Consider the following 24,921-nt stretch of genomic DNA (forward strand, 5'->3'; position numbering starts at 1 on the left):
CGGTGTCTTTCTCAAACTCCGCTCACTCGGCCGAAGCCCCACGCCAGGTGACGAACTCGTCCAGCGTGGCGCGCTCGGTCCGAAATTGGTTGGCCGGATGGTCGGTATCCGGATAGCCGAAGGAAATCGCGCACAGGATCAGCCGGTTATCGGGGATCTTGAAATAGCGGTGCAAGAACGGCCCATAGGCGGCCACCGCCGCCTGAGGGATCGTGGCGATGCCCAAGGCCTGTGCCGCCAGTGTGAAAGCCGTGACAAACCCGCCGCAATCCATCGCGCCATAGGGGCCGAGTTCCGCCGGGCTGGACAGGACGGCGCAATGCGGGGCGCCGAACAGGTTGAAGTTTTCCATCATCTGCCGGGCCGATCCGGCGCGGTCGCCCTTCTCTACGCCTACTGCTTGGTACAGGGCCCATCCGCAGGCCCGGCGCCGGTCCTGATAGACGCCGGAATAGCCGGTCGGAAAGGGCAGGTCGGGCTCCGCCTGGCCTGTCTCGGCCTCGGCCCGCAAAGCGCTGCGGAACGCATCCGTTTCCGCGCCGCTGGTCACGACCACCTGCCAGGGCTGCGCGTTGCACCAGCTGGGCACCCGGGCCGCGCTGGTCAGGATCCGTTCGATGTCACCCCGCGGCACCGGATCGGGCCGGAAGGCGCGGCAGGAATGGCGCGCGGTCAGAAGCGTGTTCAGATCGGCCAGGGTCACGTCGTCCTCTCCTCCGGGGCAGCCGGCGGCAGGATGGGTGAGAAGCCGGGGATGTTCAAGGGGTTCCGCGGCAGAGTTTTCGGCGGCGGAACCCAGCGGTCATTGCTGTCCGGTCGCCACCAGATACCCGATGCCGGCTGCCGCCAGCAGGCCCAGGACGACCGCAATCGTGATCTTGATCGCCGACCAGGGCCGTTCACCCTGCACCTGACCGGTGCGACCGTTGACGACAAAGCGATAGGTCTGGCCGCGATACTTGTAGGCGGCCATCCAGACGGGCAGCAGGATGTGCTTGAAGGTCACGTCGCGGATGTCGGTTTCGATCGCGTGGATGCGCTGCCGGTCGCCGCCGATGTCAAAGCGGACGTCGCGCTCGATCACGCGGGCCATGTGGCCGCGGGCCTCCTGATAGCCTTGCTGCAAATCGACCGTATAGGCCTCGGCCCGGAACCCGGCCAGGTACTCGGGCTGATAGGGTTCCAGCGCGGGCAGGTCCCAAGGTTGCAGCGCGTCGGTGTATGATTTGGGCAAGGATTGCGAGGCCAGCACCAGCACGTCATCGAAGAACCGGGCCACCCGGCCGGATTTCGGTGTCCAGCGCACCTTGGGTACCTGCTGTTGCACCCGCTTGCCGTCACGCATCACGGTCCGGGTTTCGTAATAGACCACGCCCCGTTCGCCGCGATAGGCCGATTTCGTATCGGCGTCGAACGTCCAGTAGGGCACATAGATACCCTGCATACTGCGGCCTTTGCGGGCGTAGTCCTTGAGCCCGTTCGGCGCGAACCACAGTCGCCCCAGCCAGTCGCTCATGGCCTTGTGCGCGGCGCGTTCGTCAAGCGCAAAGGGCAGTACGCCGCGCGGTTTGATGTGCCGGTTCACGCCGGTATCGGTCACGACCGGGGTGGCGCAGAACGGGCATTCCGCGGCGTGGGTGTTGGGGTCGAACTCGACCTGCGCCGCGCAGTTGGGGCAGGTCAGAACCCTCGTCTCTTCGATCTCGCTGTCGGGCAGGCGGTCGGCGATGGCCGCGTCGAAGTCCAGCTCGCGCAGGCTGGCGCCTCCCCAAGGGCCAGCACCGATCGGTTCGGAATGGCCGCAATGGTCACAGGTCAGCGTGCCGGATTGCGGATCGAAGCGATAGTCCGCGCCACAATTGTCACATGGAAAACGGTGTTCCGCAGAGCCGGGTGGTGGGGCAGGGGGCTGTGTCATAGGTGGTCAGTTGTCGACGGGAAAGTGAATATAGGCTGCGCGCTGCACCTCGGGCAGGACATGCGGCAGCATAGCGGCCTCGCAGGCCCCGATCGCCCTGAAATTCTCGCGCGCCTCGGCCAGCGTCAGGCCGTGGTTGGCGGCAGAGGGTTCGCGGGGGTTCTTGTCGTACAGAATGTCCTCGTCCTCCCAAAAGCAGACCGCGCAGATCAGATAGGCCCCGCGCTCGGCCAGGGTGACATAACCGCAGCACGGGCAGATGAATTGCGGCGGCTGCGGCGCTTTGCGCCCGCCTGTCTTCGAGCGTTTCCGCGATGCGGTCATGCCGATGCCTCATGCCTCGGGCGGTGGAGGCGGCAGAATCGTGAAAAGCTGCGCGAGTTCCTGTACCTCGCCCGCTTTCTTCCATCCGTCCTGACCTGGTGTCCACACGAAGGTGTCCCGCGAAATCTTGCCCGCGCTGGCCATGCGGCCCATCTTGGCCTTCGAGAACGGCCCGCTGGTCTGACCGTCTACCGCGATATGCCACACATGCTCGACCGGAGGCGGAGGCGGCGGGGCCACATGCGCGGCCGGTTGCGGGGCAGCGGGCGCGGGCGCGCCCCACGGGCCTGACGGCCGACCCGCTGCCATGTTCGACATCTGGTTTGCCATCGCCATGCCCATTCCCATACCAAGGCCAGCACCCATACCGCCGCCACCGCTTGGGTTGCTGGCGGCCGCCGTCATCGCCTCGGCCGCCGAATACTGGGTGAACTTGCCCAGATCCCCCGCCAGCCCCATCGAGGTGCGCTTGTCCAGCGCCGCCTCGACCGCCGGCGGCAACGAGATGTTCTCGATGTAGAATTCCGGCATCTCAAGCCCATAACCGTCCAGCACCGGCGAGACCTCGGCCGCGATCAGCTTGCCCAGATCGGCGGTGTTGGCGGCCATGTCCAGAACCGGGATGCCTGCCCCCGCGATCACCCGGCTGAATTCCTGCACGATGATGTTGCGGATCTGAAAGCTGATCTCGTCCATGGTGAACTCGCCATCGGTGCCCACGATCTCGACCAGGAAACGAGCCGGGTCCTTGACCCGGATCGTGTATGTGCCATAGGCGCGGATCCGGGTCGGGCCAAATTCGGGGTCGCGCAGCATGATCGGGTTCTTGGTGCCCCATTTCAGGTCGTTGAACCGGGTCGTGTTCACGAAATAGATCTCGGACTTGAACGGCGACTGGAACCCGTGATCCCAGTGCTGCAGCGTCGTCATGATCGGCATGTTGTTGGTTTCAAGCATGTAGAGGCCGGGCGTGAACACGTCGGCCAGCTGGCCCTCGTGAACGAATACGGCCGCCTGGCCTTCGCGCACGGTCAGCTTGGCGCCATACTTGATCTCGTGTCCCTCGCGCTCGAACCGCCAGACCATCGTGTCGCGGGTGTCGTCCACCCAATGAATGACATCAATGAATTCTCCGGTCAGAAAATCGAAAATTCCCATCTGGGTTCTCCTGTCATCGGGGTCAAAGCGACTGCCCCATCAATTCACGGGCGATGATCCGCACCACCGGCGCGGCCTCTTGCGCGGTCATGCCGGGTTTCAGGCGCGGATCATACAACATCGTCAGCAGCTTTTCGTCATGGCTGGTCAGCAGGGCGAATTCGTCGTCATCATTGAAGATCGAAGGCCGCGCCCGGGGGCTGTCATTGGGCAGCCCCAGCCCCTGGGCGATTTCCTCGTGGATGCAGCTCAGACGCATGAGGTCGGGTTGCTCGGCGCGCACCAGGGCGACGGCGCGCGTATAGGTGTTCGGCGCCCCGCGCGTGGCCGAGGCGAAGACAAAACAATAGAACGAGCGTGGCAGATCCGCGAACAGATCCAGTTGCTCTTGCGCGATGCCGGGGATCAGCTGACGCAGCCGGGCCTGCACATATTCGGTGTCATCCTGACCGGCGATGAAGACGTGGAAATTGCCGTTGCGGCTGACCGAGGACACGGGATGGCCGGTCAGGGCCGCCAACCGGGCCGAGAAGGCCTGTACATCGGCACTGTCCGCCGCGCGGCGCTGTGGCGGAACCGAGGGACCGAACTCGACCGCAACGCGGACCGGGCTGGCCCAGCGGCTCAGGCGCCCACCGACGCGTTGCCCGCCCGCCGAAACAGTGGTGCCGGGATACTCATTGAAAAACGCGATGGTTTCGAAATTCCGCGCCAGATCGTCGGCGTCATACGGGGTATCCGGCCCGCCCCCGTCGGTGCGCAGCAGGCCGCGCGTCAGCAGGTCGCGCTCGACCCGCTCGTAGTAGCGGGCCAGGTCCCGGCTGGCGGCCGAAGGTTCAACGTAGACATCAGCGGATGGAGCAGCCTCGGGTCGAGCCTGCGGCGCCAGCGACGTCTTGAGCTGATCGTCGCAGCCGGCGACGATCAGCAATGCGCCCAAGCCGCAGATGCGCCCAAGAAGATGCCTCATCCGCATGCGCGCAGCCCTTATTTCGGCACGGCCGTTCCGGCGGTGTCGCCCAACCCGTCTTTGCGGGCCTTGGCCGAGGCCAGCGTGTCGCGCAGTTCCGCCTCCATTTTCTTCAGCTCTTGCTCGGCGGCGGCGCGGCGGGCTTTGCCCTCATCTGCGATGGCGAGGCTTTCATTGATCGTGCCAATCAGATCCTCGTTGGCCTTTTTGACGGCTTCGATGTCGAACACGCCGCGCTCCATTTCCTCGCGGATCATCTTGTTCGACTGGCGCAGGTTTGCGGCGTTCGAGGTCAGCAACTCGTTCGTCAGATCATTGGCGTCGCGCACGGCGGCTGCGGCCTCGGCGCTGCGCTGGATGGTGACCGCCTGCGCCAGCTGGGTTTCCCACAGCGGCACGGTGTTCACCAAGGTCGAGTTGATCTTGGTCACCAGTGACTTGTCGTTTTCCTGAACCAGCCTGATCGAGGGCAGCGATTGCATCGTCACCTGCCGCGTCAGCTTCAGGTCATGCACACGGCGTTCCAGATCGTCGCGGGCGGCCCGCAGGTCGCGCAGTTCCTGCGCCTTCATCACCTGCTGATCTTCCGGGGCTGCCTGCACCTCGGCCTCTTTCTCGGGGATGTCGTGGCTGTCCAGTTCGGTCAGCTTTTCTTCGCCGGCCGCGATGTACAGCGCCAGTTCATCATAGAAATCCAGCGTCTTTTCATACAGCAGGTCCAGCGACTTGATGTCCTTCAGCAGCGTGTGTTCGTGCGACAGAAGGTTGTCGGTGATCCGGTCGATCTGATCCTGCACCTCTTCGTAGCGCGCGGTGAACTTCGCGAAAGGCGCGGCGCGGCCCAGCAGTTTCTCCCACCAACTGCGCTCGCGGCGCACGTCCAGTTCAGACACGGAAAAGCCACGGATCGTGGTGACGATGTCGCGCAGGCTGTCGCCGGCGGGTCCGACATCCTTGTTGCGAACGTCAGCCAGCATGGCCTGGCTGATTTCCTGCAGCTCGGCCTGCGCAGCCGACCCGAAGGACACGATCGAGTTGGTGTCGCCCATGTCGATCTCGGCCATGCGCTTGCGGATCTCGGCGCCGACCGGTTCGTCGGCTTCTTCCAAAGGCACGATCTCGGAACTCGGCTCGGGCAACGCGACGGCCACAACTTCCTGAACCAGCGTTTCGGCCTCGGCCGCCTTTTTCTTGATTTCGTCAGACATGAGAAGCTTCCCTGTTCTTGGTTTGGCCGGTCAGTCCAGCCGGACGCCTTCGCGCTGCAGCCTTTCGCGCAGCACGTCGATTTCGACCGTCAGATCACTGCGGTCATCCAATAGCATCTTTCGGGTGCGGGCCGAGAAATTCTGCTCGAGGTCGTCCAGCAGCGCCGAGTAATCGGACAGAGCCTGTGGGTCGCGGGTGCGCGCATATACATCGGCAAACTTGATCGTCGCATCCCGGGCTCCCTGCAGATAGACGGTCAGGTATTTGCGGGCACCGGCCAGATCGCGAGGATCCTCCTCGACCGTACGGAACAGATCGCGAGCGGTGGTTTGAAACCGCTCGACCCGGGCTTCGATCCTGCGGTCGCCGGCCCGTTTGATGGCATCCGACATCTGGTTCAGATGCGCTTCGGCATCTTCGACCACGCGGGCAACCCGGTCTTGCTGATAGGTGTCCACGCCCTCCATGCCCTTGTTTTTCATCGGGTCGAGGCCGAAGGCGACGGAATGCAGGGCCGTGGCCACGCCGCCGAACAAGATCGGCGCTAGGAGGCTGACCTGGCTGGCGGCCTCGGCATCCAGATAGTCGTTGCGATAGGCGGCCAGACCCACCCCAAGCCCGGTCAAAACGGACGAGAAGATCTTGCGGGGAAAGGCTGGGCGGCGCGCGGTGCGGCGCGCGTTGTAGGCATCTTCGGCTTTCAGCCCTTCACGCAGCAGAAAGGCTGCAGCGGTCAGAATGCCGGCGGCGAGCAATCCCAGGGTCATCCCGATCGCGCCGTCGTTGAGCGACAAAAAGACCAGAGGGATCGCCGGAACGAACAGGACATTGGCGCGTGCGCCGACCGGGTTCACCCGGGCGCCATCGTATTGCCCGCGCTGGGCGGGCGCGTCGGTGTCGGACTGGCCGTCGGGGCTGAACTTTCCGCCGTATCGCTTGGCCATGGCTTCAGAGCCCCCCGAGCCAACCGGTACAGACGCCGAACAACAGCACCAGCAGGGCCGCGTAGGCCATTTTTTGCACTCCGGTCCCGGACATGACGTCCTCCAACTGCGGTTGTCCCCTTGAAAACCTAGGGTATCAAGGGGCTTGGCGCTAGGGGGAAGGTTCGATAACCCGCGTCAATTGCGTGATTTCTTGCCGCCCGGCCTGCGGGATCTTTGGGGGCGGCTTGAGCGTTTCGCAGCAGCCGGTGGGGTTTCGGGTTCCAGGCCCAGCTGGTCGCGTAGAACGCGGCGACGGATTTCCTCGACCTCGCCGGGTTTGAGATTGCCCAGCTGGAACGGTCCGTAGGACACGCGCAAAAGCCGGTTCACGGTAAAGCCGATGTCTTCGATCGCGCGGCGGATTTCTCGGTTCTTGCCCTCGCGCAGTCCGATCGTCAGCCATGCATTCGCACCTTGCTGGCGGTCCAGCGACACGGTCATGGGCTGGAACCTTTCGCCCTCGATCACAAGACCTTGGCGCAGGGGGGCAAAGTCCTCGTCCTTGGGGCGGCCGTTGATCCGCACCCGGTATTTGCGCAGCCAGCCGGTCGAGGGCAGCTCGAGCTTGCGCTTGATGGCCCCGTCATTGGTCAGCAGCAACAGGCCCTCTGAATTCAGGTCCAGCCGGCCAACGCTCATGACGCGGGGCATGCCCTCGGGCAGGTTGTCGAAGATCGTGGGGCGGCCTTTTTCGTCGCGGTTCGTGGTCACCAGACCGGTTGGCTTGTGATACAGCCACAGACGCGCGGGTTCGGGCTCGGCCACGGGCTTGCCGTCGACGGTGATCCTGTCGTTGGGCGTGACGTTCAGCGCCGGGCTGTCGATGGTTTTGCCGTTCACGGTCACGCGGCCCGCTTCGATCATGCGTTCGGCCTCGCGGCGCGAGGCGATGCCGGCGCGGGCCAGCACTTTGGCGATCCGGTCGCCGGGAGGAGGGGTGTTGCTCATGCCCTGCGCATAGCGCATCGGCGCGGCTTGCGAAAGGTGGGTTTCTGGGGCAGTCAGGGGCATGGTCTTCAGAACGCATATGGACAAGGCGCTGGAACAGGCGCGCGCGGCGGGTGATCGGGGCGAGGTTCCAGTGGGAGCGGTGATCGTGTCGCCCAACGGGCAGATCATCGCGGCAGACGGCAACCGTACGCGCGAGTTGCACGACCCGACCGCGCATGCCGAGATCATGGCCCTGCGCGCCGCCTGCCGGGCCGTCGGGTCCGAGCGTCTGACGGGGCATGACCTGTATGTCACGCTGGAGCCCTGCGCTATGTGCGCCGCGGCGCTGGCGGCGGCGCGGATCCGGCGGATCTACTATGGGGCCGCCGATCCGAAATCGGGCGGCGTGGCGCATGGGGCGCGGGTGTTCTCGCACCCTCAGGCCCATCACAGGCCGGACGTCTATGACGGCATCGCGGCCGAGGACTGCGCCCGGTTGTTGCGCGATTTCTTTGCCGCGCAGCGCGGTGGCGGCGGGCCCAAAGGCTGAGGCGCGCTCAGGCCGATTTCACGACCAGTTCGCGGGGGATGTCTGCCAAGGGTTGCCCGCCCGTCGGCGTGACCACGAAGGTTTCGGTGATGGCCAGCCCCCAATCGGGGGTCCAAAGACCCGGCATCAGGTGAAAGGTCATGTTGTCCTGCAGAACGGTGCTGTCGCCGGGGCGCAGGCTCATGGTGCGCTCACCCCAATCGGGCGGATAGCTCAGGCCCACCGGATAGCCCGTGCGATTGCCTTTGACATAGCCGGCCCGGGCAAAGCTGTCATAGACGCAGGCGGCGATCTCTTCGCAGGTGGCGCCGGGGCGGGCGGCGGCAAGCGTGTCCTCAATCGCGGTGAGGATCGCGGTTTCCGCGCGCCGGATCTCGGCGGGTGGGTCACTCAGAAACAGGCTGCGGCTGGCCGGGCAGTGATAACGGCGATGGCAGCCCGAGATTTCGAAATAGGTCGCCTCGCCCGGTGTCAGCGGACGGTCGTTCCAAGTGATGTGCGAGGCCGAGGCCTCGGCCCCCGAGGGCGCGATGGGCGCAATCGCGGGATAGTCGCCCGCAAGACCCGGCAGCCCGGCGATGCCCGCAGCCTGAACCTCGGCCACGAGCACGTTCTTGGGAACCCCGGGGCGGAACCCGTCGCGCAGCACTGCGTGCATATGCGCGGTCAACTGCCCGGCCTTGCGCATCAGGGCGATCTCGGCCTCGCTTTTGACCGCACGCTGCCAGTTCACCAACCCGGTCGCGTCGATCAGCGCATCGCGGCCGAACGCGGTCTCAAGGATCCGGTGGCTGGCGGCCGAGTAGTAATAATTTTCCATCTCGACACCCAGATGGGTTGTCCAGCCGCGCTCGCGCAGCAGCGATGCCAGCGACTCGACCGGGTGATGTTCGGGGTGCTGTACATGCTCTTCAGGCCAGTCGTGCAGGTCGGTGGGGTCCAGCCAGGTGGTCTGCGCCGCGCCGGGCTTGTCCTGCGTCCGGCCCCACCACAGGGGCGCGCCGTCGCGCGGGACGATCACCATCTGCGGGACGTAGAAGCTCCAGCCGTCATACCCTGTCAGCCAGGCCATGTTCGACGGGTCCGCAACCAGCAGGGTTTCGACACCCCGCTGGGCCATCGCGGAACGGGTCTTGGCCAGCCGCGCCGCGTATTCTTCCGTCGAGAAGGCCAGCGCGGGTGTCAAAGCTCGATCTCCTGCAGGACCTCGGGTTCGATGACGGTCACGCCCGGCAGCCCATCCGCCAGGTCCTTGGCGGATTGTTCCAGGATCGGGAAGGTCCGGTAGTGGCAGGGGATCACCGTCTTGAAGTCGAAATACCGCCGGGCGGCATAGGCGGCGGCTTTCATATCCATCGTGAAATAGCCGCCCGCCGACAGAATGCCGATATCCGGTTTGTAATAGTCGCCGATCCACTCCATGTCGGCCATGATCGTGGTGTCGCCCGAGACATAGACCGTATGACCATCAGCCGACAGGATGAACCCCACCTCGGACCCACCGGCGCGCGGGCTATAGGGTGTGGCGAAGGTCGAGCTGTGCGAGGCCGGCACCATGTCGACCTTGACCCCGTTCAGGTCGACCCGGCCGCCTTTGTTGAAGCCGATGGTCTCGATCCCTTCGGCCTCGGCCCAATGGGCCATGACGTCGTATTGGCCCACCACCGGAATGTTCAGGCGTTTGGCCAGCGGCAGAACGTCGGCGACGTGGTCGAAATGCGCGTGGGTCAGCAGGATATGCGTGGCGCCTTGGATGGCTGCGTCGTGCTGGTCCTCGGGCAGCATCGGGTTGCCGCTCAGCCAGGGATCGATAAGCAGGACTTGTCCCGCCGCGTGAATTCGGAAGCTGCCATGCCCCAACCAGATGATTTTCATGAAAGACCCTCCTGAAACCGGTTCAGGGCCAGCCTAGCATCGGCTATGTAAAAATCCATGGACTGGATGCGAGAAATCGACGGCTATTGCGAGCGCCTGTCGCCGGACTATTGGGCCGAACCCGTAAACGCCGTGTCCAACGCGGCCTTTCTGTTGGCGGCATGGGTGATGTGGCGGCGGGTGCGGGGGCAGGGTCTGCCGTTGGCCAACTTGCTGGTCGCCATTCTGGTGGTGATCGGCATTGGCAGCTATCTGTTTCATACCCATGCGCAAGTCTGGGCCGCGCTGGCGGATACGACGCCGATTCTGCTGTTCATCTTGGTCTATATCTTCGCCGTGAACCGGGACATCTGGCAGCTATCCACGCCGAAGGCGGCGGCGCTGACAGCCTTGTTCATCCCCTATGCGGCGTTGACCATACCGGTGTTTCAGCTGGTTTCTGGCCTGGGCGGGTCGGCCGCATATGCTCCGGTGCCGTTGCTGATCCTGATCTATGCGTATCTTTTGCGCGCGCGCAGGCCGCAGGTGGCCTGGGGTCTGGCGGTCGGAGCTGCGATCCTGATCGCGTCGATCACCTTCCGCGCGCTCGATGCTCCGCTTTGCGCCCGCATCCCGATGGGAACGCATTTTATGTGGCACATCCTGAACGCCACCATGCTGGGCTGGATGATCGAGGTTTACCGGCGGGCCATGACGGATGCGGTCAGTCCGGCAGACGCCGCGCCACGTAGAACCCATAGCTGACAAAGTCGGAATAGGTTTCGTACAAGTCGATCTCGGCCCGTTCGGCATCGACAATGGCTTTGGCCTGCTCGGAATTGCCATGCCGGTCGAGGAAGGCAGGGAAGCTGCGTTGAAGAGGGAAATAATAATTGTCCATCCAGCAGTCGGAGCCCAGCGGGAAATAGCCGACAGGTTCATAACCGGCCGTCTCGATCTGGCGGATCTTATGTCCGGCGGTCGCAACTTCGGGATAGGCGGCATCCCAGTGCCGTGTCAGCGGTTCGGGGCGTTGATCGGTCAGCCAGGTCAGCTCGGACACAGCCAGGACACCGCCGGGTTTCAGGAACCGACGCCAGGCGTTCAGACCGTTTTCGAACCCCATGTTGTAAATCGCGCCTTCCGACCAGATCACGTCAAGGCTGGCATCGTCGAAGGGCAGGTCCTCCATCGACGCCTCAACCGTCTGAATCCGGGCCGCCAGGCCCAAGAACTGGGCGCGTCTCTCCAGCTCGGCCAGAAACTCCGGGAGGAAATCCACTGCCGTCACCGATGCGCCTAGATGGCGCGCAAGGCAGAAGGCCGCGGCTCCGGTGCCGCAGCCAATGTCGGCGACCTTCAGTCCGGGATCGGCTTGCACGTCCGCCAGCTTCAACGCCATTTCCGTTGCCGCGTCGCTGCCGGGGCCTTGCCGGTCGTTGGGCAGGTGCAGGTCGATCAACAATCGCATGTCATCGGTCATGATGTGTCAATCCTTGAAAGCGCGGGCCAGGTCTTCGGGCAGGTCGAACTCGTCCAGCACGCGTCGGCGCGCCTCAGACGACATCTTGCGGGCGGTCTTTTCGACGATGCGCTGAATCTTTTCGCCCGAGTGTTTCGCGGCGAAGGGTGCAAAATACCATTTCAGAAAGACAAAGCAGATCACGTCCTCCAGCGCCTGAACGTCGTCGTCGCGCTTGATGCCCTGTTTGCGCAACATACGGCGGGCGGCGTCGATCTCGGCCTGATCGTAACCGGCCTCGGACATCAACTCGGCCACGACCTGCGCGTGATGCTCGGCTTGGGCCTTGCGCCACGCCAGATAGCCCGCGCGCCCCTCGGGGTAGGCCGAGCGGGCCAGCTTCCAGCGCTCGACATGCTGGCCGCGGGCGGCGATCTGCAATGGCTCTGATGCGTCGGGGAACAGTCGATGCAACTCGGCGCTCATCCGTTCGCCATAAAGCAGCGCAGCGGGGCGCCCGTCTTCCTGGGTGGGGTCGGCCGAATTGGCTGCGTCGATTGCGTCCAGAACCTTCTGCTTGCGCTCCGTCATGACACCTCCTGCGTTCGTCAAACGGGTTCGGCAAACCTGGTTGAGCCAGCCCGATACTGCGTGGTGCATGTACGATAAGGCATCGCGCCACAACAAAAAAGCGCCGACCCGTTAAGGGCCGGCGGCGCCACGAGGGCAGGTAGGGGACTGGGCCGGAAAAAAGGGGAAACCGGCCCGATCCAACAGGGAGGCAAGAACGAAGTCAGTTTCGGGGCGAGGTTTTTTCCTGGCTCACCTGATCCGAAGGGTGCTGATCGGGAAAGGTCAGCGTCGGGGTCAGGTCGCCCATCGGGACACCCAGGGCAAAGGCCGGAGCTGCTGCGGTGGCAAAAACTACAGACAGTGCAATCATGGTTGATTTCATCGGCTTTCTCCGAACTGAACAGTTTGGTTTATAATATAAGGGGATGCAGCACGCGGACTTCAAGTGAAAAGTGAACGAAACGGTTCACTTTTTTGCGTGGCGGGTATTCCGGATCGGTCTGGCCCCGGCGCCGCCCGACCATTCCCGCACGCAGGCGGTCTTGCGACTGCTGCACCAGACGGGTAAATGCCCCTGTAACGCACACGAGGGTTTCCCATGTCGATTGACCAAAGCACCGCCGCCAAGGTGGCCAAACTGGCCCGGATCAAGGTCGAGGATGATGCGCTGCCGGCGCTGGCCTCGGAGTTCAACACGATCCTGGGGTTCATCGAACAGCTGAACGAAGTTGACGTCGAAGGGGTCGAGCCGATGGTCTCGGTGACGCCGATGCGGCTCAAGCGCCGCGAGGACGTGGTGACCGACGGGAACATGCAGGACAAGATCCTGTCCAACGCCCCCGACGCGCGCGAGGGCTTTTTCGCGGTTCCCAAGGTGGTGGAGTAAGACATGAGCGATCTGAACAAACTGGGCCTGGCCGAGGCCCGCGACGCGCTGCGCAAGGGTGAAACCACCTCGGTCGAGCTGACCGAGGCCTGCCTTAAGGCGATAGACGCGGCCGACGCGCTCAATGCCTTCGTCCACAAGACGCCCGAGATCGCGCTGGAGCGCGCCAAGGCCGCCGACGAGCGCATCAAGGCCGGCGACGCGCCCGCCATGTGCGGCCTGCCGATCGGCATCAAGGACCTGTTCTGCACCAAGGGCGTGCCCAGTCAGGCGGCCAGCCGCATTCTGGAGGGCTTCAAGCCCGAATACGAATCCACCGTCTCGCAGCAACTGGCCGATGCCGGCGCGGTGATGCTGGGCAAGCTGAACATGGACGAATTCGCCATGGGCTCGTCCAACGAAACCTCGGTCTACGGCAATGCGGTCAGCCCGTGGCGGCGCGGCAATGATGATGCGCAACTGACCCCCGGCGGTTCGTCGGGTGGCTCGGCTGCGGCGGTCGCGGCCGATCTGTGCCTTGCGGCGACCGGCACCGATACCGGCGGCTCGATCCGTCAGCCCGCCGCCTTTACCGGCATCACCGGCATCAAGCCGACCTATGGCCGCTGCTCGCGCTGGGGCATCGTGGCCTTTGCGTCCTCGCTGGATCAGGCCGGACCGATGACCAAGAACGTGCGCGACGCCGCCATCATGCTCGAGGCGATGTGCGGGCATGACCCCAAGGATTCGACCAGCGCCGACATTCCGGTGCCGAATTTCGAGGCGATGCTGACCGGCGACATCAAGGGCAAGAAGATCGGTATCCCCAAGGAATACCGGATGGACGGCATGCCCGCCGAGATCGAAAAGCTGTGGGCGGATGGCGCCGAAATGCTGCGTGATGCGGGGGCCGAGATCGTGGACATCTCTCTGCCGCACACCAAATACGCGCTGCCGGCCTATTACGTGATCGCGCCCGCCGAGGCGTCGTCGAACCTGGCGCGCTATGACGGCGTGCGCTATGGCCGCCGCGCGACGTTGGCGCAGGGCGATGGCATCACCGAGATGTATGAAAAGACCCGCGCCGAGGGCTTCGGCCACGAGGTGCAGCGTCGGGTCATGGTCGGCACCTATGTGCTGTCGGCCGGTTTCTACGATGCATACTACAACCGCGCCCGAAAGGTGCGGACCCTGATCAAGAAAGACTTCGAGGACGTGTTCGCCGCGGGCGTCGATGCGATTCTGACCCCGGCAACGCCGTCGGCCGCCTTCGGTCTGGGAGAGATGAAGGAAACCGACCCGGTTCAGATGTATCTCAACGACGTCTTCACCGTGACGGTGAACCTTGCCGGTCTGCCGGGCATCTCGGTTCCGGCCGGGTTGGACAAGCAGGGGCTGCCGCTGGGGCTGCAACTGATCGGCCGCCCGTGGGAGGAAGGCGACCTGCTGAACACCGCCTACGCGCTCGAATCCGCTGCGGGGTTCGTGGCCAAGCCGGGCAAATGGTGGTAACGGTCGGTCGACCCGACCGCTGCAAGAACGGAGCAGTCCGATGCGCAAACTTCTTGTGATTCCCGTGTGCGCCGTCGCCGCCGCTTGCGATACGGTGGCGCCGGTTCAGGGCACGGAGTTCAATACGCCGCAATACCAGGCCCAGCGCGAGGCGCAACTGGCGGGGCAGGGCGCAGCAGGCAATCCGCTGCTGCCGCCCCCAGCCATCTCGCAGGAGCCATGGTCGGCCGAGTCCTCCGCCGTCACCTATTCCACCGATGGCAGCGCCGCGGATATCGCGAATCAAACGGCCGCAGCGCTCGCCAGTACCTCCACCCAGGCACCGGCCCCGGCAACGGTGACGTCGAGCGGCATTTCGCAAGAACAGGATTTTGCCGCGGTCTCCAGCAGCCGCAGCATTCAGGATGACGCCGCCCTGATCGAGAGAAACCGTCAGACCTATGAGGTGGTCGCCCCGACGGCGGTTCCTCAGCGTGGCGCGGACGGCCAGCCCAATATCGTGCAATACGCATTGTCCACTACTAATCCGGTCGGGGCACAGATCTACAGCCGGTCCGGGTTCAACCTTCAGGCCAAGGCGCAACGGAACTGCGCCAAATACCCATCGGCAGATCAGGCTCAGATCGATTTCCTGGCCAGCGGCGGGCCACAACGTGACCGCAAGGGCCTGGACCCGGATGGCGACGGCTTTGCCTGTGGCTGGGACCCCAGCCCGTTCCGCCGTGTCGTCGGCAACTGATCTCTCGCCGATCTGGCACCCATCCCCCAATTTCGGCCCCCGCCGGGATGGGCTGAAGCCATCTCTGGTGGTTCTTCACTACACCGCGATGAACAGCGCCCGCGCCGCGCTCGAGCGTTTGTGCGACCCGGCGTCCGAGGTATCGGCCCACTATCTGATCGGCTGTGACGGAACACTCTGGCAGATGGTTCGTGAAGAGGATCGCGCCTGGCACGCCGGTGTCGGCGAGTGGCAGGGACAGAGCGATATCAACTCCCGCTCGATCGGGATCGAACTCGACAACCGAGGCGATCATCCTTTCGCCCAGGCGCAGATAAGGGCACTCGAGCGGCTTCTGCCGCAGATCATGACCCGTTGGTCCATACCGGCCGCCGGCGTGATCGGTCATTCGGACATGGCGCCGGGGCGCAAACACGATCCCGGGCCACGTTTCGACTGGATACGACTCGAACGTCAGGGGCTGGCCGCGCCGCGCGCTCACGCCGCCCCTTTGTCGCGGCCCGAGGCCCATTACTTCCGCGCCGTGGCCCAAGCCGCCGGCTATACTGCTGCTGTCGATGATGAAACGCTGCTCGCTGCTGTGCGGTTGCGCTTTCGGCCCTGGGGTAGGGGAGGGCTGGCCCCAGAGGACGTGGCTGCATTGCCGCAGCCGCACCGCCTCGCCTGACCAACCTTCATCTGGTCCAAAATATCCCGGGGTTGAATTGGCCGAAGGCCAAGAAGGGGCTGGCCCCTTGTAGCTTCCATTCCTCTCTTGACGTGCCCGGGTCAGGGGCATACCCAATTCAATGCGCGGAGGGCCGGATGGCCGCTGGGGCCTAGGCCCGAGAGGAAAGTCCGGACTCCACAAGGCAACGGTGCCGGGTAACGCCCGGGCGGGGAAACCCGACGGAAAGCGCCACAGAAAACAAACCGCCATGAGACGCCGAAGGTTCGCCTCCGGCAGATCATGGCAAGGGTGAAACGGTGGAGTAAGAGCCCACCGCGCCGCTGGCAACAGCGGCGGCACGGCAAGCCCCACCGGGAGCAATGCCAAATAGGGTCCCCACGCGGGCCGGTCGGCGTCAGCCGATACCGCCGCTAGGCCTGCCTTGGCCGAGAGGGACCGGGTTGGCAGCTCGAGCCGTGCAGCAATGCACGGCCTAGAGGAATGGTCATCGAAGGGGGCAACCCCGGAACAGGATCCGGCTTACAGGCCCTCCGCGCATCCGCTGCCTGCTGGTATTTTCCGGTGGGGACTCAAGTGCTGGCGGGCTGGAAATTCGCCTCGTTTGCCGTCGTTGCCAGAAATTCCAGGCCTCGGCCAGTTTATTCCGGTATCACGTTTCGAATCCGGTTGACTCGGGCGCGCGAGCGGGTAAAAGCGCACGCTCATAGGAATTCAACCGAAAGGCCCCTGCCTTTTCGGACGCAGGAGATAACCATGGCGAAGCCGACGACAATCAAGATCCGTCTGAACTCGACCGCGGGCACGGGCCACTTCTACGTGACCAAGAAGAACGCGCGCACCATGACCGAGAAAATGACCGTGCGCAAATACGACCCGGTCGCTCGCAAGCATGTCGAGTACAAGGAAGGCAAGATCAAGTAATCTGCCTTTTCAGGCGCAAGACGAAAAAGGGTCCTGGCGCGGTCAGGACCCTTTCTTGTTTTCAGGCAGGTTGGTCACCGGTTCACCCCTTTCGCGCGTTGCAGTGGTGCATCAGCACGCCGGGTATTCTGTTCGCCTGCGGGTTGCTTTTGCGGCCACCCTGGCCATAGGCTTTGGCAAACCTCCACAAAATGTTGAGCGCCATGAAAAAAATCTTGTTGCCTGCCATCGCCGTTCTGACCCTTTCGGCTTGTGAGGATCCTTGGAACCGGCAGGGTGTCGGGTTCACTGGCATTGACGGCGAACCGCGCACCGTGTCCGACGTAAAAGGCGCCGTCGCCTTTACGCCGCCTGCCACCAACGTCCCGGCCGAGCTTGCCCAGCTTCCGGCGGTTCAAGTTCAGACGGACCAGGCAGCGTTTGACAAGATCGCCGGCGTGGCCATCGACAACGGCGGGCGTACGGCCGACACCGCAGTGCAACTCGTCGGCAGCAGTACAGACCTCTTCCTGAGCACGGTCAACGTGAACGGCACGCTGTTTGGTGTTGTCCGTACCGCCAGCAATAGCACCAAGGTGGACAACTCGGTGGGTGCGGCTTTCGGGCGTGAGACCGAACGCTTCACGGGCTGTCTGGCCGCTGGCGATGTCTATCGCAAGGGCAACTCCTCGCGCAGTTCGGGCTTTGCGGTTCCGTTGAACTGTAGCTGATCCGAACGAAATCGAACTTGGGTTCAGGGGCTCTGCCGGTGGGCAGGGTCCTTTTCGTTTGGGAGCGGGGCAAAAAAAAACGGGCCCGGAATGGGCCCGTTTCCTGACAGGATTCTGCCGCTGGTTACTCACGATTTCCAAGCAGTTGCAGCAGGAACATGAACATGTTGATGAAGTCCAGATACAGGTTCAGCGCGCCCATGATCGCGGATTTGCCCAGCCACTCCTGGTCGCCGTGCGCGGCGTGCTGAATGTAGGTCGCCTTGATGTTCTGCGTGTCATAGGCGGTCAGTCCCGCAAAGATCAGAACGCCGATGATCGACACGGCGAACATGATGGCGGGCGACTGAAGGAAAATGTTGATCACCATGGCCACGATCAGGCCGATAACGCCCATCATCAGGAACGTCCCCATTCCCGAAAGGTCTTTCTTGGTGACATAGCCATACAGCGACAGGCCGGCGAAGGCGATCGACGTGATCAGGAACACCTGGGCGATCGAGATGCCGGTGAAGGCCACGAAAATCCAGCTCATGCTCAGGCCCATCACGGCGGCGAAAGCATAGAAGAACAGCTGGGCGCCGGCGGCGCTGAGGCGGTTGATGGCGGCGCCGAAGGCAAAGACCATGATCAGCGGGGCGAACATCACGATCCAGCCCAGGATATTCGGGCTGAGCGTGATCGGGTCGCGGAACACCGACAGCAGCTGCGGGCTGGTGCCAACGGCCCAGGCCACCGCAAACGTGATAAGCATGCCCACGGACATCGTGCCGTAGACCTTGTTCATGTGGGCGCGCAGGCCCTCGTCGATCTGGGCAGTGCGTGCGCCGGCCGCCGTGCGGACGGTGTCGAATTGTGCCATTAAGGGTCTCCCTTGAATCCATTCCGATCCGCGATGCGGACCATTCTGACGGCAAATATCGGAGAGTCGGGCGCATGTTTCAAGGGTCTTGGCGGCAAAACCCTCGGAATTGCGAGCAAAATCGACACCGCCGCCATTGGCGGTGTCAACGCTGCCAAAATGGGGTCAATAGCGGCCTGAAAACCAGATATCCGGCGCATCCCAAAGTGGGCGTGCGGCCTCGGCCTCGGCCTGCGCGCGTGTGACGCCGATATCTTTCAGCAGACGGGCGTCCAGCCGCGCCAGTGCGCGCCGTTGGCGGGGCAAGGAAACAAGGCGCTGCAGCCATCCGGTTTTGCGCGGCGCCGGTGAGGGGCAGGAAATCGCAATTTGAGTCATGATTGTTGTCCTTTTGTCAAGAAGTGATGGAGGCAGAGCATTCAATCAACTTCCTTGATCTATATGGCGGTCTCTGTCATATATGAAAAATGAATGTTTATGAATTGAAGCATAAGGATTGCTGATATGCGAAATCTCGACATCACGACCCTCAGGTCGTTCGTCGCCGTGGCCGATCATGGCGGCGTCACCCGAGCCGCGGGATTTCTGCACCTGACTCAATCGGCCGTGTCGATGCAGCTGAAGCGGCTCGAGGAACTGCTTGGGCTTGAGTTGCTGGACCGGTCGGGCCGGACGATCGCCCTGACGGCCTCGGGCGAGCAACTGCTGGCCTATGCGCGGCGCATGGTATCGCTGAATGACGAGGTGATGTCGAAGCTGACCGATCAGGCCTATGAAGGCGAGGTGGTTCTGGGCGTACCGCATGATATTGTCTACCCGGCAATTCCCCGGGTTTTGCAGCGGTTCAACGCCGACTTCCCCCGTGTGCGCGTACAACTGGTCTCGTCGTATTCGATCCAGTTGAAAGAGATGTTCCGGCGCGGCGAATGCGATGTCATTCTGACGACCGAGGCGTCGAATGGCGATGGCGGCGAAACCATCGCCGAACTGCCTTTGCGCTGGATCGGAGCATCGGGCGGGGCGGCCTGGCGCCGTCGGCCCCTGCCGTTGGCGCTTGGCCGCCGTTGTCTGTTCCGGCCGCAGGTCATCGCGGCTCTGGACGCTGCGGGCATCCCCTGGGAACTGTCGGTGGAAACGGAAAACGACCGCACGATCGAGGCCACGGTCAGCGCCGATCTGGCCGTGCACGCGATGCTGGAAGGGACCGAGGCCGCGCATCTGGAAAAGATCGACGCCGGCGGCGCGCTGCCCGAATTGCCGGCCCACATGATCAACCTGTATGGCGGCGACACGGGCCGAGGACCGGTGGTCGAGGCTCTGGCCGACCTGGTCCGCCAGAATTTCCGGATGCTGCGGGGCGGGCCGCTGCGCGCGGTCGCCAGCTGAGCCGGTCAGGGCGTGATGACGACCTTGCCGGTGGATTTGCGCGACCGCAGCAGGTCCATGCCATCGGCCACCTTTGACAAAGGCAGGACATGGCTGACATGCGGTTTGATGCGGCCCTCGGCATGCCAGCGGAACAGGGTTTCAAAGCTGCTGCGCACGATCTCGGGCCGGAACTTCAGATAGCCGCCGATATAGACTCCGATCACCGTCAGGTTCTTGACCATCAGGTGGTTGGCTGGGATTTGCGGAACCTCGCCGCCGGCGAAACCGACCGGCAACAGGCGACCTTCGGGATTGGTGGCGCGAAAGGCGGCCTTGAATACGTCGCCACCGATCGCATCATAGACGACATCCGCACCGCCCAGGTCCAGCACCCGCTGCCGCAGATCCTCGTCCGCATCGATCAGGTGGTCCGCCCCGGCGGCTTTAGCTACGGTCAGCTTGTCGGTGCCGCGTGCCTGCGCGATCACGGTTGCGCCCATCAGCTTGCCGATCTCGACTGCAGTCAGCCCCACGCCGCCGGCTGCGCCGGTCACCAAAAGCGTCTCGCCCGGCTGCAGGCGGGCGCGGTGATCCAGAGCGATGTGGCTGGTGCCATAGGCGATCTGGATCGCAGCGGCTTCTTCGAAGCTGCAGGACGGCGGCAGCATGACGGCCCGGTCGGCGTCGAACACCCCGAACTCTGCCAGCCCGCCTTGCCCCGAATATACGGCCACGCGGTCGCCGGGGCCGGGATTCGTTACACCGGGGCCGACGGCGTCAACGACCCCGGCGATCTCGAGCCCCAGCGTGAACGGGGCAGGGGGTGTGTCTTGATAGGTGCCCTTCTGCATCAGGAGGTCGGCAAAGTTAAGGCCGCAGGCGTGGATCTTGACGCGGATCTGTCCGTGTCCCGGCTCGGGTGTTGCGATGTCGTGCAATACGGCCTGGGCTGTGGCCGAGGGAATTTGGTAGGCGAGCAATTCGTGTCCTCCGTGGTCGCGCTCTAGGCAGGGGCAACCGAGTGAGATTGTCAATCTTCGATGGCAGGTAACGTTCCGGACCTGCGCCGAAATTCCCTGATTCAGAGTGATTTGGCACCCCGGAACGAACGTACAACCGTAAAGTTCTGTTGACCGGCTCCGACTCAACCTTCTTGAAAAGAATCGAAAATGGCGCAATGATGGTTTGCAGAAGTGCTGTTTCGGGGGGCATTTCCGGTGTTGAAGGAGTGTTGTCCAGCGGCGGCCGGTATGGCGGTCTCTGTCGCGTTCGCGTTTTCCCGGGCGGTTGTGTGTAAGATAGGAGTGTACCAATGACCCATCATGTGGATGTCCATGTGGGCAAGCGCGTCCGGCATCGTCGCTGGCTGATCGGAATGACCCAGCAGCAACTTGCAGAGCAGGTCGGTATCAAGTTTCAGCAGATCCAGAAATACGAGACCGGTGCCAATCGGATCAGTGCGTCGCGCCTATGGGACATTGCCGAGGCGCTGGATGTGCCGGTCAGCTTTTTCTTCGAGGGTCTCGAAGACACGCAGAAATCCGAAAGTGGCAAAAAATCGGTTCCTGCCGATCTGATGGGCGACAAAGAGGCGCTCGATCTCGTGCGCTCGTACTATGCGATCCCCGAGAACCAGCGCCGCCGTCTGTTCGAACTGGCCCGGGTTCTCAGCGACGTCGCCTGAGCAGAGGCACTTGACTTTGTGCGGTACCCGCCGCACCAGTCGCGTATGTCTGGTACCGTATTGACCGATCTTGAAGTTGCGGAAAAACTGGCCGACGCTGCGCGTGCGGCCATTTTGCCGTTTTTTCGCCGACCCGACCTAGAGACAGCAAACAAGCAGCAGGGTGGCTATGACCCTGTGACAGTTGCCGACCGGGCCGCCGAGCAGGCGATGCGTGAGGTTCTGGCCGAATTTCGCCCCGAAGACGGGATCCTGGGTGAAGAGTTCGGAACCGTCACTGGAAGCTCGGGCCGGATCTGGGTGCTGGATCCGATCGACGGGACCAGGGGGTTTGTCAGCGGAACGCCGACATGGGGTGTGCTGATCGCGCTGGCGGATTCGACGGGGCCGATGCTTGGCGTCATCGACCAGCCCTATATCGGCGAGCGATTCGTGGGGCACGACACGGGCGCCTTCATGACGGGCCCGCTGGGGCAGGTCAGCCTGTCCACCCGAAAAACCGCCGCGCTCAAGGACGCGATCCTGTTCACGACCTTCCCCGAGGTCGGGGCTGACGACGAGGAACGGGCGTTTCGCGCGGTCGCCGAACAGGTGCAACTGACGCGGTACGGCATGGATTGCTACGCCTATGCGCTGCTGGCGGCCGGACAGGTCGATCTGGTGATCGAGGCCGGTCTGAAGCCCTATGACATCCAAGCCCCCATGGCCGTGATCCGGGCCGCCGGTGGCTTGGTCACCGACTGGCAGGGCGGCCCGGCCCATCTGGGCGGGCAGGTGCTTGCGGCAGCCAACCCCGACATCCACGCGGCGGCGCTGGACCTGTTGCGCCGGGTCTGACGCGGCTTGCCGCCCGGAATCTGTCCGGCTAGGGTTATTCGGCCGGTTCTTCCGCCCGTTTTCCACCGGCGCGACGCACTCTTGTCATGAGACGGGCAAATGTCAGGAGTGCCAGATGACCGAATTCCTACTGAAAAATGCCGATGTTGTTCTGACGATGGACGACGCCCGGCAAGAACTGGCCGGGGCCGACATACTGGTCCGCGATGGGGTGATCGCCGGGATCGGGCATCGCCTTGAAGCCTCGGGCGAGATCCACGATCTGCGTGGCTGCGTGGTCACGCCCGGGTTGGTGAACACGCATCACCACCTGTACCAGACCCTGACGCGCGCGGTCCCGGCGGGGCAGGACGCGTTGCTGTTCGGCTGGCTCAAGACACTCTATCCGATCTGGGCGCGGTTCGGCCCCGAGCATATGTTCGTCTCGGCGCAGATCGGCCTGGCCGAACTGGCCCTGTCCGGCTGCACGCTCAGTTCGGACCACCTGTACCTGTATCCCAACGGTGTGCGGCTCGAGGACACGATCGCCGCCGCATCCGAACTGGGCCTGCGGTTTCACCCTACGCGCGGCGCGATGAGCATCGGTGAAAGCAATGGCGGTCTGCCACCCGATGCGCTGGTCGAATCCGAGTCCGCGATTCTGAACGACATGATCCGCGTGGTCGATGCCTTTCATGATCCGTCCGAGGGGGCGATGTGCCGGGTGGGGCTTGCGCCGTGCTCGCCCTTTTCGGTCAGTCGCGACCTAATGCGCGACACGGCGCTGCTGGCGCGCGACAAGGGCGTGATGCTGCACACTCACCTGGCTGAAAATGACGAGGATATCCGGTATTCCCAGTCCCGATTCGGGTGCCGGCCGGGTCAGTACGCGCAGGATCTGGGCTGGACAGGTCCGGATGTATGGCATGCCCATTGCGTCAAGTTGGATCGGGCCGAGGTCGATCTGTTTGCGCGGACCGGCACCGGGGTTGCCCATTGCCCATGTTCCAATTGCCGGCTGGGCTCGGGCATCGCACCGGTGCGCGCCCTGCGCGATGCCAAGGCCCGCGTGGGGCTTGGTGTCGACGGGTCGGCCAGCAACGACAACGGCAACCTGATGGCCGAGGCACGTCAGGCGGTGCTGCTGCAGCGAGTCGCCAACGGTGCAGACGCCATGTCGGCCCGCGAGGCGCTCGAGATTGCCACGCGCGGCGGCGCCGATGTTCTCAACCGCCCGGATTGCGGCCGTCTGATGCCCGGTAAGCGGGCCGATATCGCGGTATGGGATATCAGCGGTGTCGAAAGTGCCGGCAGCTGGGACCCCGCCGCGCTGCTGCTTGCAGGTCCCAGTCGGGTCAGACATCTGTTTGTTGAGGGGCGGCAGATCGTCCGCGAGGGCCAGATCACCACCATAGACTTGCCGCGGGTGATCGAACGTCAAAACCAGCTTGCGCGCGCGCTGCAGGCTTGAAGCCCGATCCAGAGCGTTGTTTGTCGTCCGCCAGCGGCCTGTGCTGTCGGGCCGCTCAACCCAGCGCCCGGCGCCCTCGGATCCAGACCTGGGCCACCGCCCGGTCGTCGCCCATCATGATTGTGGGAAAGATGGCCTCCCAGATGTCATTCGCGCGCGCAACGCGCTGTGCGATGGCCGGGGTCGAGGACAGGTCGAGCACGACCAGGTCGGCTTCGAGCCCCGGGGCTACATTTCCAATGCGGTCATCCATCCGCAGCGACCGGGCCGAGCCGGCGGTACCCAGCCAAAGCAACTGCGCGGGGTGCAGGGGATGCCCGCGCAACTGGCCGATCTCATAGGCCGCGGCCATGGTCCGCAGCATCGAGAAACTGGACCCGCCGCCGGTATCCGTGGCCAAGCCGATGCGGTGGCCGTCGCGCATCAGCCCGTGCATGTCGAACAGGCCCGATCCGATGAACGTATTCGAGGTCGGGCAGTGAATCAGCGCGGCGTCGACCTCGCGCAGACGATCGCGTTCGCGCGGCTCCAGATGGATGGCGTGTCCGTACAGCCCACGCGGGCCCAGCAGGCCGAATCTTTCGTAGGTGTCCAGATAGTCGCGGGCCTCGGGAAACAGCGACCGGACCCATTCTATCTCGTCGGTCTGCTCGCTCAGATGGGTCTGCATCAGGCAGTCGGGATGCTCGGCCCAAAGCGCGCCCATCGCTTCCAGTTGCTCGGGCGTCGACGTGGGTGAAAACCGCGGCGTGATGGCATAAGAAATCCGGTCCACGCCGTGCCATCGGCCGATCAGCGCCTTGGACTGGTCATAAGCCGTCTGGGCGGTGTCTCGCAGGCCGTCGGGTGCGTTGCGGTCCATGCAGGTCTTGCCGGCCACCACACGCTGCCCGCGGGCCTGCGCTTCGGTGAAGAACGCGTCGACGCTTTCAGGATGGATCGTGCAGAAACTGCACATGGTGGTGGTGCCATGCGCCGTGGTCAGGTCCAGATAGCGCCCGGCGATTTCGGCGGCGTGGTTCGGGTCGCCGAAGGTCATCTCTTCGGGGAAGGTATAGGTGTTAAGCCAGTCGATCAGCCGCTTGCCCCAGCTGGCGATGATCGCGGTCTGGGGGTAGTGCACATGCGGATCGACGAACCCGGCCAAAATCAGGCGCGCGCCATGGTCATGGGTTTCGGCATCGGGATGCGCGGCCGCCAGCGCTTCGGCCGAACCGAGCGCACCGATCCGGCCGTCTTCGATCAGAACGGCCTCGTGCAGCCGGGCGGCCCGGTCGGGGTCAGCCTGGAAGGGCGACTGCTCGAAACTCAGAACACGCCCTTTCAAAAGCGTTTTTTGCGCCATCGGCTTCGATCTCCGGCTGATTGG

29 protein-coding genes and 1 other RNA gene are annotated in these 24,921 nt (G+C 63.9%); 13 read left to right on the plus strand and 17 right to left on the minus strand.

The genetic code is table 11. The features are described 5' to 3' along the window. Nucleotides 1-22: 22 nt before the first annotated feature. The 8 genes from AC2FMN_RS01970 to AC2FMN_RS02005 all read right to left on the minus strand — a co-directional run bounded on the left by AC2FMN_RS01970 (nucleotide 23) and on the right by AC2FMN_RS02005 (nucleotide 7,576). Nucleotides 23-703 (minus strand): nitroreductase, encoded by a 681-nt coding sequence (locus AC2FMN_RS01970; protein WP_496685819.1) that lies wholly within the window; start codon nucleotides 701-703, stop codon nucleotides 23-25. A gap of 99 nt (nucleotides 704-802) precedes the next feature. After that, nucleotides 803-1,918: a TFIIB-type zinc ribbon-containing protein gene (locus AC2FMN_RS01975; protein ID WP_496685822.1), complete on the minus strand. Its 1,116-nt coding sequence runs from the start codon at nucleotides 1,916-1,918 to the stop codon at nucleotides 803-805. Nucleotides 1,919-1,924: 6 nt separating this feature from the next. After that, entirely contained in the window at nucleotides 1,925-2,242 is a 318-nt protein-coding gene (locus AC2FMN_RS01980) for a CPCC family cysteine-rich protein (protein ID WP_496685825.1), read from the minus strand. Between the two features lie 9 nt (nucleotides 2,243-2,251). Then, complete coding sequence (locus AC2FMN_RS01985; protein ID WP_496685827.1) at nucleotides 2,252-3,400, minus strand: SPFH domain-containing protein; 1,149 nt, start codon at nucleotides 3,398-3,400, stop codon at nucleotides 2,252-2,254. A gap of 22 nt (nucleotides 3,401-3,422) precedes the next feature. Continuing rightward, the gene (locus tag AC2FMN_RS01990; RefSeq protein WP_496685830.1) at nucleotides 3,423-4,376 is read right to left on the minus strand and encodes a DUF2927 domain-containing protein; all 954 of its coding nucleotides are present in this window, start codon (nucleotides 4,374-4,376) and stop codon (nucleotides 3,423-3,425) included. A gap of 11 nt (nucleotides 4,377-4,387) precedes the next feature. Continuing rightward, nucleotides 4,388-5,578 (minus strand): toxic anion resistance protein, encoded by a 1,191-nt coding sequence (locus AC2FMN_RS01995; RefSeq protein ID WP_496683541.1) that lies wholly within the window; start codon nucleotides 5,576-5,578, stop codon nucleotides 4,388-4,390. 30 nt (nucleotides 5,579-5,608) lie between these two features. Next, entirely contained in the window at nucleotides 5,609-6,523 is a 915-nt protein-coding gene (locus AC2FMN_RS02000) for a 5-bromo-4-chloroindolyl phosphate hydrolysis family protein (protein WP_496685832.1), read from the minus strand. Between the two features lie 177 nt (nucleotides 6,524-6,700). Continuing rightward, on the minus strand, nucleotides 6,701-7,576 hold the full coding sequence (locus AC2FMN_RS02005) for a pseudouridine synthase (RefSeq protein WP_496685835.1): 876 nt from the start codon (nucleotides 7,574-7,576) through the stop codon (nucleotides 6,701-6,703). On the opposite strand from AC2FMN_RS02005, the gene AC2FMN_RS02010 reads away from it, so the two are divergent. After that, the gene (locus AC2FMN_RS02010) at nucleotides 7,575-8,045 is read left to right on the plus strand and encodes a nucleoside deaminase (protein WP_496685837.1); all 471 of its coding nucleotides are present in this window, start codon (nucleotides 7,575-7,577) and stop codon (nucleotides 8,043-8,045) included. The two genes, AC2FMN_RS02005 and AC2FMN_RS02010, sit on opposite strands and share 2 nt — an antisense overlap. Nucleotides 8,046-8,052: 7 nt before the next feature. On the opposite strand, the gene AC2FMN_RS02015 is transcribed toward AC2FMN_RS02010, so the two are convergent. Both AC2FMN_RS02015 and AC2FMN_RS02020 read right to left on the minus strand, forming a co-directional pair. Continuing rightward, nucleotides 8,053-9,231, minus strand: coding sequence for a M24 family metallopeptidase (locus AC2FMN_RS02015; protein ID WP_496685839.1), 1,179 nt, complete (start codon nucleotides 9,229-9,231; stop codon nucleotides 8,053-8,055). Further along, nucleotides 9,228-9,920 carry a metal-dependent hydrolase gene (locus AC2FMN_RS02020; RefSeq protein ID WP_496685841.1) on the minus strand — a complete coding sequence of 231 codons (693 nt, stop codon included), beginning with the start codon at nucleotides 9,918-9,920 and terminating at the stop codon, nucleotides 9,228-9,230. Before AC2FMN_RS02020 ends, AC2FMN_RS02015 begins: the two co-directional genes overlap by 4 nt. 57 nt (nucleotides 9,921-9,977) lie before the next feature. Between AC2FMN_RS02020 and AC2FMN_RS02025 the strand changes: the two genes are divergently transcribed. Next, on the plus strand, nucleotides 9,978-10,664 hold the full coding sequence (locus tag AC2FMN_RS02025; RefSeq protein WP_496685843.1) for a ceramidase domain-containing protein: 687 nt from the start codon (nucleotides 9,978-9,980) through the stop codon (nucleotides 10,662-10,664). On the opposite strand, the gene AC2FMN_RS02030 is transcribed toward AC2FMN_RS02025, so the two are convergent. The 3 genes from AC2FMN_RS02030 to AC2FMN_RS02040 all read right to left on the minus strand — a co-directional run bounded on the left by AC2FMN_RS02030 (nucleotide 10,624) and on the right by AC2FMN_RS02040 (nucleotide 12,316). Continuing rightward, nucleotides 10,624-11,382 carry a class I SAM-dependent methyltransferase gene (locus AC2FMN_RS02030; protein WP_496685844.1) on the minus strand — a complete coding sequence of 253 codons (759 nt, stop codon included), beginning with the start codon at nucleotides 11,380-11,382 and terminating at the stop codon, nucleotides 10,624-10,626. The two genes, AC2FMN_RS02025 and AC2FMN_RS02030, sit on opposite strands and share 41 nt — an antisense overlap. 6 nt (nucleotides 11,383-11,388) lie before the next feature. After that, entirely contained in the window at nucleotides 11,389-11,952 is a 564-nt protein-coding gene (locus AC2FMN_RS02035; RefSeq protein WP_496678679.1) for a DUF4202 domain-containing protein, read from the minus strand. Nucleotides 11,953-12,154: 202 nt separating this feature from the next. Then, nucleotides 12,155-12,316 (minus strand): hypothetical protein, encoded by a 162-nt coding sequence (locus AC2FMN_RS02040; protein WP_496678680.1) that lies wholly within the window; start codon nucleotides 12,314-12,316, stop codon nucleotides 12,155-12,157. A gap of 216 nt (nucleotides 12,317-12,532) precedes the next feature. On the opposite strand from AC2FMN_RS02040, the gene gatC reads away from it, so the two are divergent. The 7 genes from gatC (at nucleotide 12,533) to AC2FMN_RS02075 (ending at nucleotide 17,351) form a co-directional block, all read left to right on the plus strand. Next, entirely contained in the window at nucleotides 12,533-12,820 is a 288-nt protein-coding gene (gene gatC / locus AC2FMN_RS02045; RefSeq protein ID WP_005981734.1) for an Asp-tRNA(Asn)/Glu-tRNA(Gln) amidotransferase subunit GatC, read from the plus strand. Between the two features lie 3 nt (nucleotides 12,821-12,823). Beyond that, a complete protein-coding gene (gatA, locus tag AC2FMN_RS02050) occupies nucleotides 12,824-14,311 on the plus strand; it encodes an Asp-tRNA(Asn)/Glu-tRNA(Gln) amidotransferase subunit GatA (protein WP_496685847.1) in 1,488 nt (495 codons plus the stop codon). Nucleotides 14,312-14,351: 40 nt separating this feature from the next. Further along, nucleotides 14,352-15,050, plus strand: coding sequence for a hypothetical protein (locus AC2FMN_RS02055; RefSeq protein ID WP_496678686.1), 699 nt, complete (start codon nucleotides 14,352-14,354; stop codon nucleotides 15,048-15,050). Next, nucleotides 14,989-15,717 (plus strand): N-acetylmuramoyl-L-alanine amidase, encoded by a 729-nt coding sequence (locus AC2FMN_RS02060; RefSeq protein WP_496678687.1) that lies wholly within the window; start codon nucleotides 14,989-14,991, stop codon nucleotides 15,715-15,717. Before AC2FMN_RS02055 ends, AC2FMN_RS02060 begins: the two co-directional genes overlap by 62 nt. Before the next feature lie 125 nt (nucleotides 15,718-15,842). Beyond that, nucleotides 15,843-16,258: RNase P RNA component class A (rnpB, locus tag AC2FMN_RS02065), an RNA gene on the plus strand. Nucleotides 16,259-16,473: 215 nt separating this feature from the next. Next, nucleotides 16,474-16,641: a 50S ribosomal protein L33 gene (gene rpmG / locus AC2FMN_RS02070; protein ID WP_005630270.1), complete on the plus strand. Its 168-nt coding sequence runs from the start codon at nucleotides 16,474-16,476 to the stop codon at nucleotides 16,639-16,641. Nucleotides 16,642-16,832: 191 nt separating this feature from the next. Then, nucleotides 16,833-17,351 (plus strand): hypothetical protein, encoded by a 519-nt coding sequence (locus AC2FMN_RS02075; RefSeq protein ID WP_496685849.1) that lies wholly within the window; start codon nucleotides 16,833-16,835, stop codon nucleotides 17,349-17,351. Between the two features lie 124 nt (nucleotides 17,352-17,475). On the opposite strand, the gene AC2FMN_RS02080 is transcribed toward AC2FMN_RS02075, so the two are convergent. Together AC2FMN_RS02080 and AC2FMN_RS02085 are read right to left on the minus strand one after the other, a co-directional pair. Further along, nucleotides 17,476-18,213: a Bax inhibitor-1/YccA family protein gene (locus AC2FMN_RS02080; protein WP_496678691.1), complete on the minus strand. Its 738-nt coding sequence runs from the start codon at nucleotides 18,211-18,213 to the stop codon at nucleotides 17,476-17,478. 165 nt (nucleotides 18,214-18,378) lie between these two features. Beyond that, on the minus strand, nucleotides 18,379-18,591 hold the full coding sequence (locus AC2FMN_RS02085) for a DUF1127 domain-containing protein (RefSeq protein ID WP_496685852.1): 213 nt from the start codon (nucleotides 18,589-18,591) through the stop codon (nucleotides 18,379-18,381). Nucleotides 18,592-18,717: 126 nt separating this feature from the next. Here AC2FMN_RS02085 and AC2FMN_RS02090 point away from each other — a divergent pair, with 126 nt between their 5' ends. Further along, on the plus strand, nucleotides 18,718-19,599 hold the full coding sequence (locus AC2FMN_RS02090) for a LysR family transcriptional regulator (RefSeq protein WP_496678694.1): 882 nt from the start codon (nucleotides 18,718-18,720) through the stop codon (nucleotides 19,597-19,599). A gap of 5 nt (nucleotides 19,600-19,604) precedes the next feature. On the opposite strand, the gene AC2FMN_RS02095 is transcribed toward AC2FMN_RS02090, so the two are convergent. Then, nucleotides 19,605-20,561 (minus strand): NADPH:quinone oxidoreductase family protein, encoded by a 957-nt coding sequence (locus AC2FMN_RS02095; RefSeq protein ID WP_496685853.1) that lies wholly within the window; start codon nucleotides 20,559-20,561, stop codon nucleotides 19,605-19,607. Nucleotides 20,562-20,893: 332 nt separating this feature from the next. On the opposite strand from AC2FMN_RS02095, the gene AC2FMN_RS02100 reads away from it, so the two are divergent. From AC2FMN_RS02100 to AC2FMN_RS02110, 3 genes are all read left to right on the plus strand, one after another. Next, on the plus strand, nucleotides 20,894-21,265 hold the full coding sequence (locus AC2FMN_RS02100; RefSeq protein ID WP_149774650.1) for a helix-turn-helix domain-containing protein: 372 nt from the start codon (nucleotides 20,894-20,896) through the stop codon (nucleotides 21,263-21,265). A gap of 45 nt (nucleotides 21,266-21,310) precedes the next feature. Continuing rightward, complete coding sequence (hisN, locus tag AC2FMN_RS02105; protein ID WP_496685856.1) at nucleotides 21,311-22,102, plus strand: histidinol-phosphatase; 792 nt, start codon at nucleotides 21,311-21,313, stop codon at nucleotides 22,100-22,102. A 115-nt stretch (nucleotides 22,103-22,217) separates the two neighbouring features. After that, a complete protein-coding gene (locus AC2FMN_RS02110) occupies nucleotides 22,218-23,552 on the plus strand; it encodes an 8-oxoguanine deaminase (RefSeq protein WP_496678700.1) in 1,335 nt (444 codons plus the stop codon). Nucleotides 23,553-23,607: 55 nt separating this feature from the next. Here the strand turns inward: AC2FMN_RS02110 and guaD are convergent, their stop codons facing one another. Next, nucleotides 23,608-24,897 carry a guanine deaminase gene (guaD, locus tag AC2FMN_RS02115; protein WP_496685858.1) on the minus strand — a complete coding sequence of 430 codons (1,290 nt, stop codon included), beginning with the start codon at nucleotides 24,895-24,897 and terminating at the stop codon, nucleotides 23,608-23,610. Nucleotides 24,898-24,921: the final 24 nt, after the last annotated feature.

It is taken from the genome of Ruegeria sp. BHSC037, from assembly GCF_059613045.1.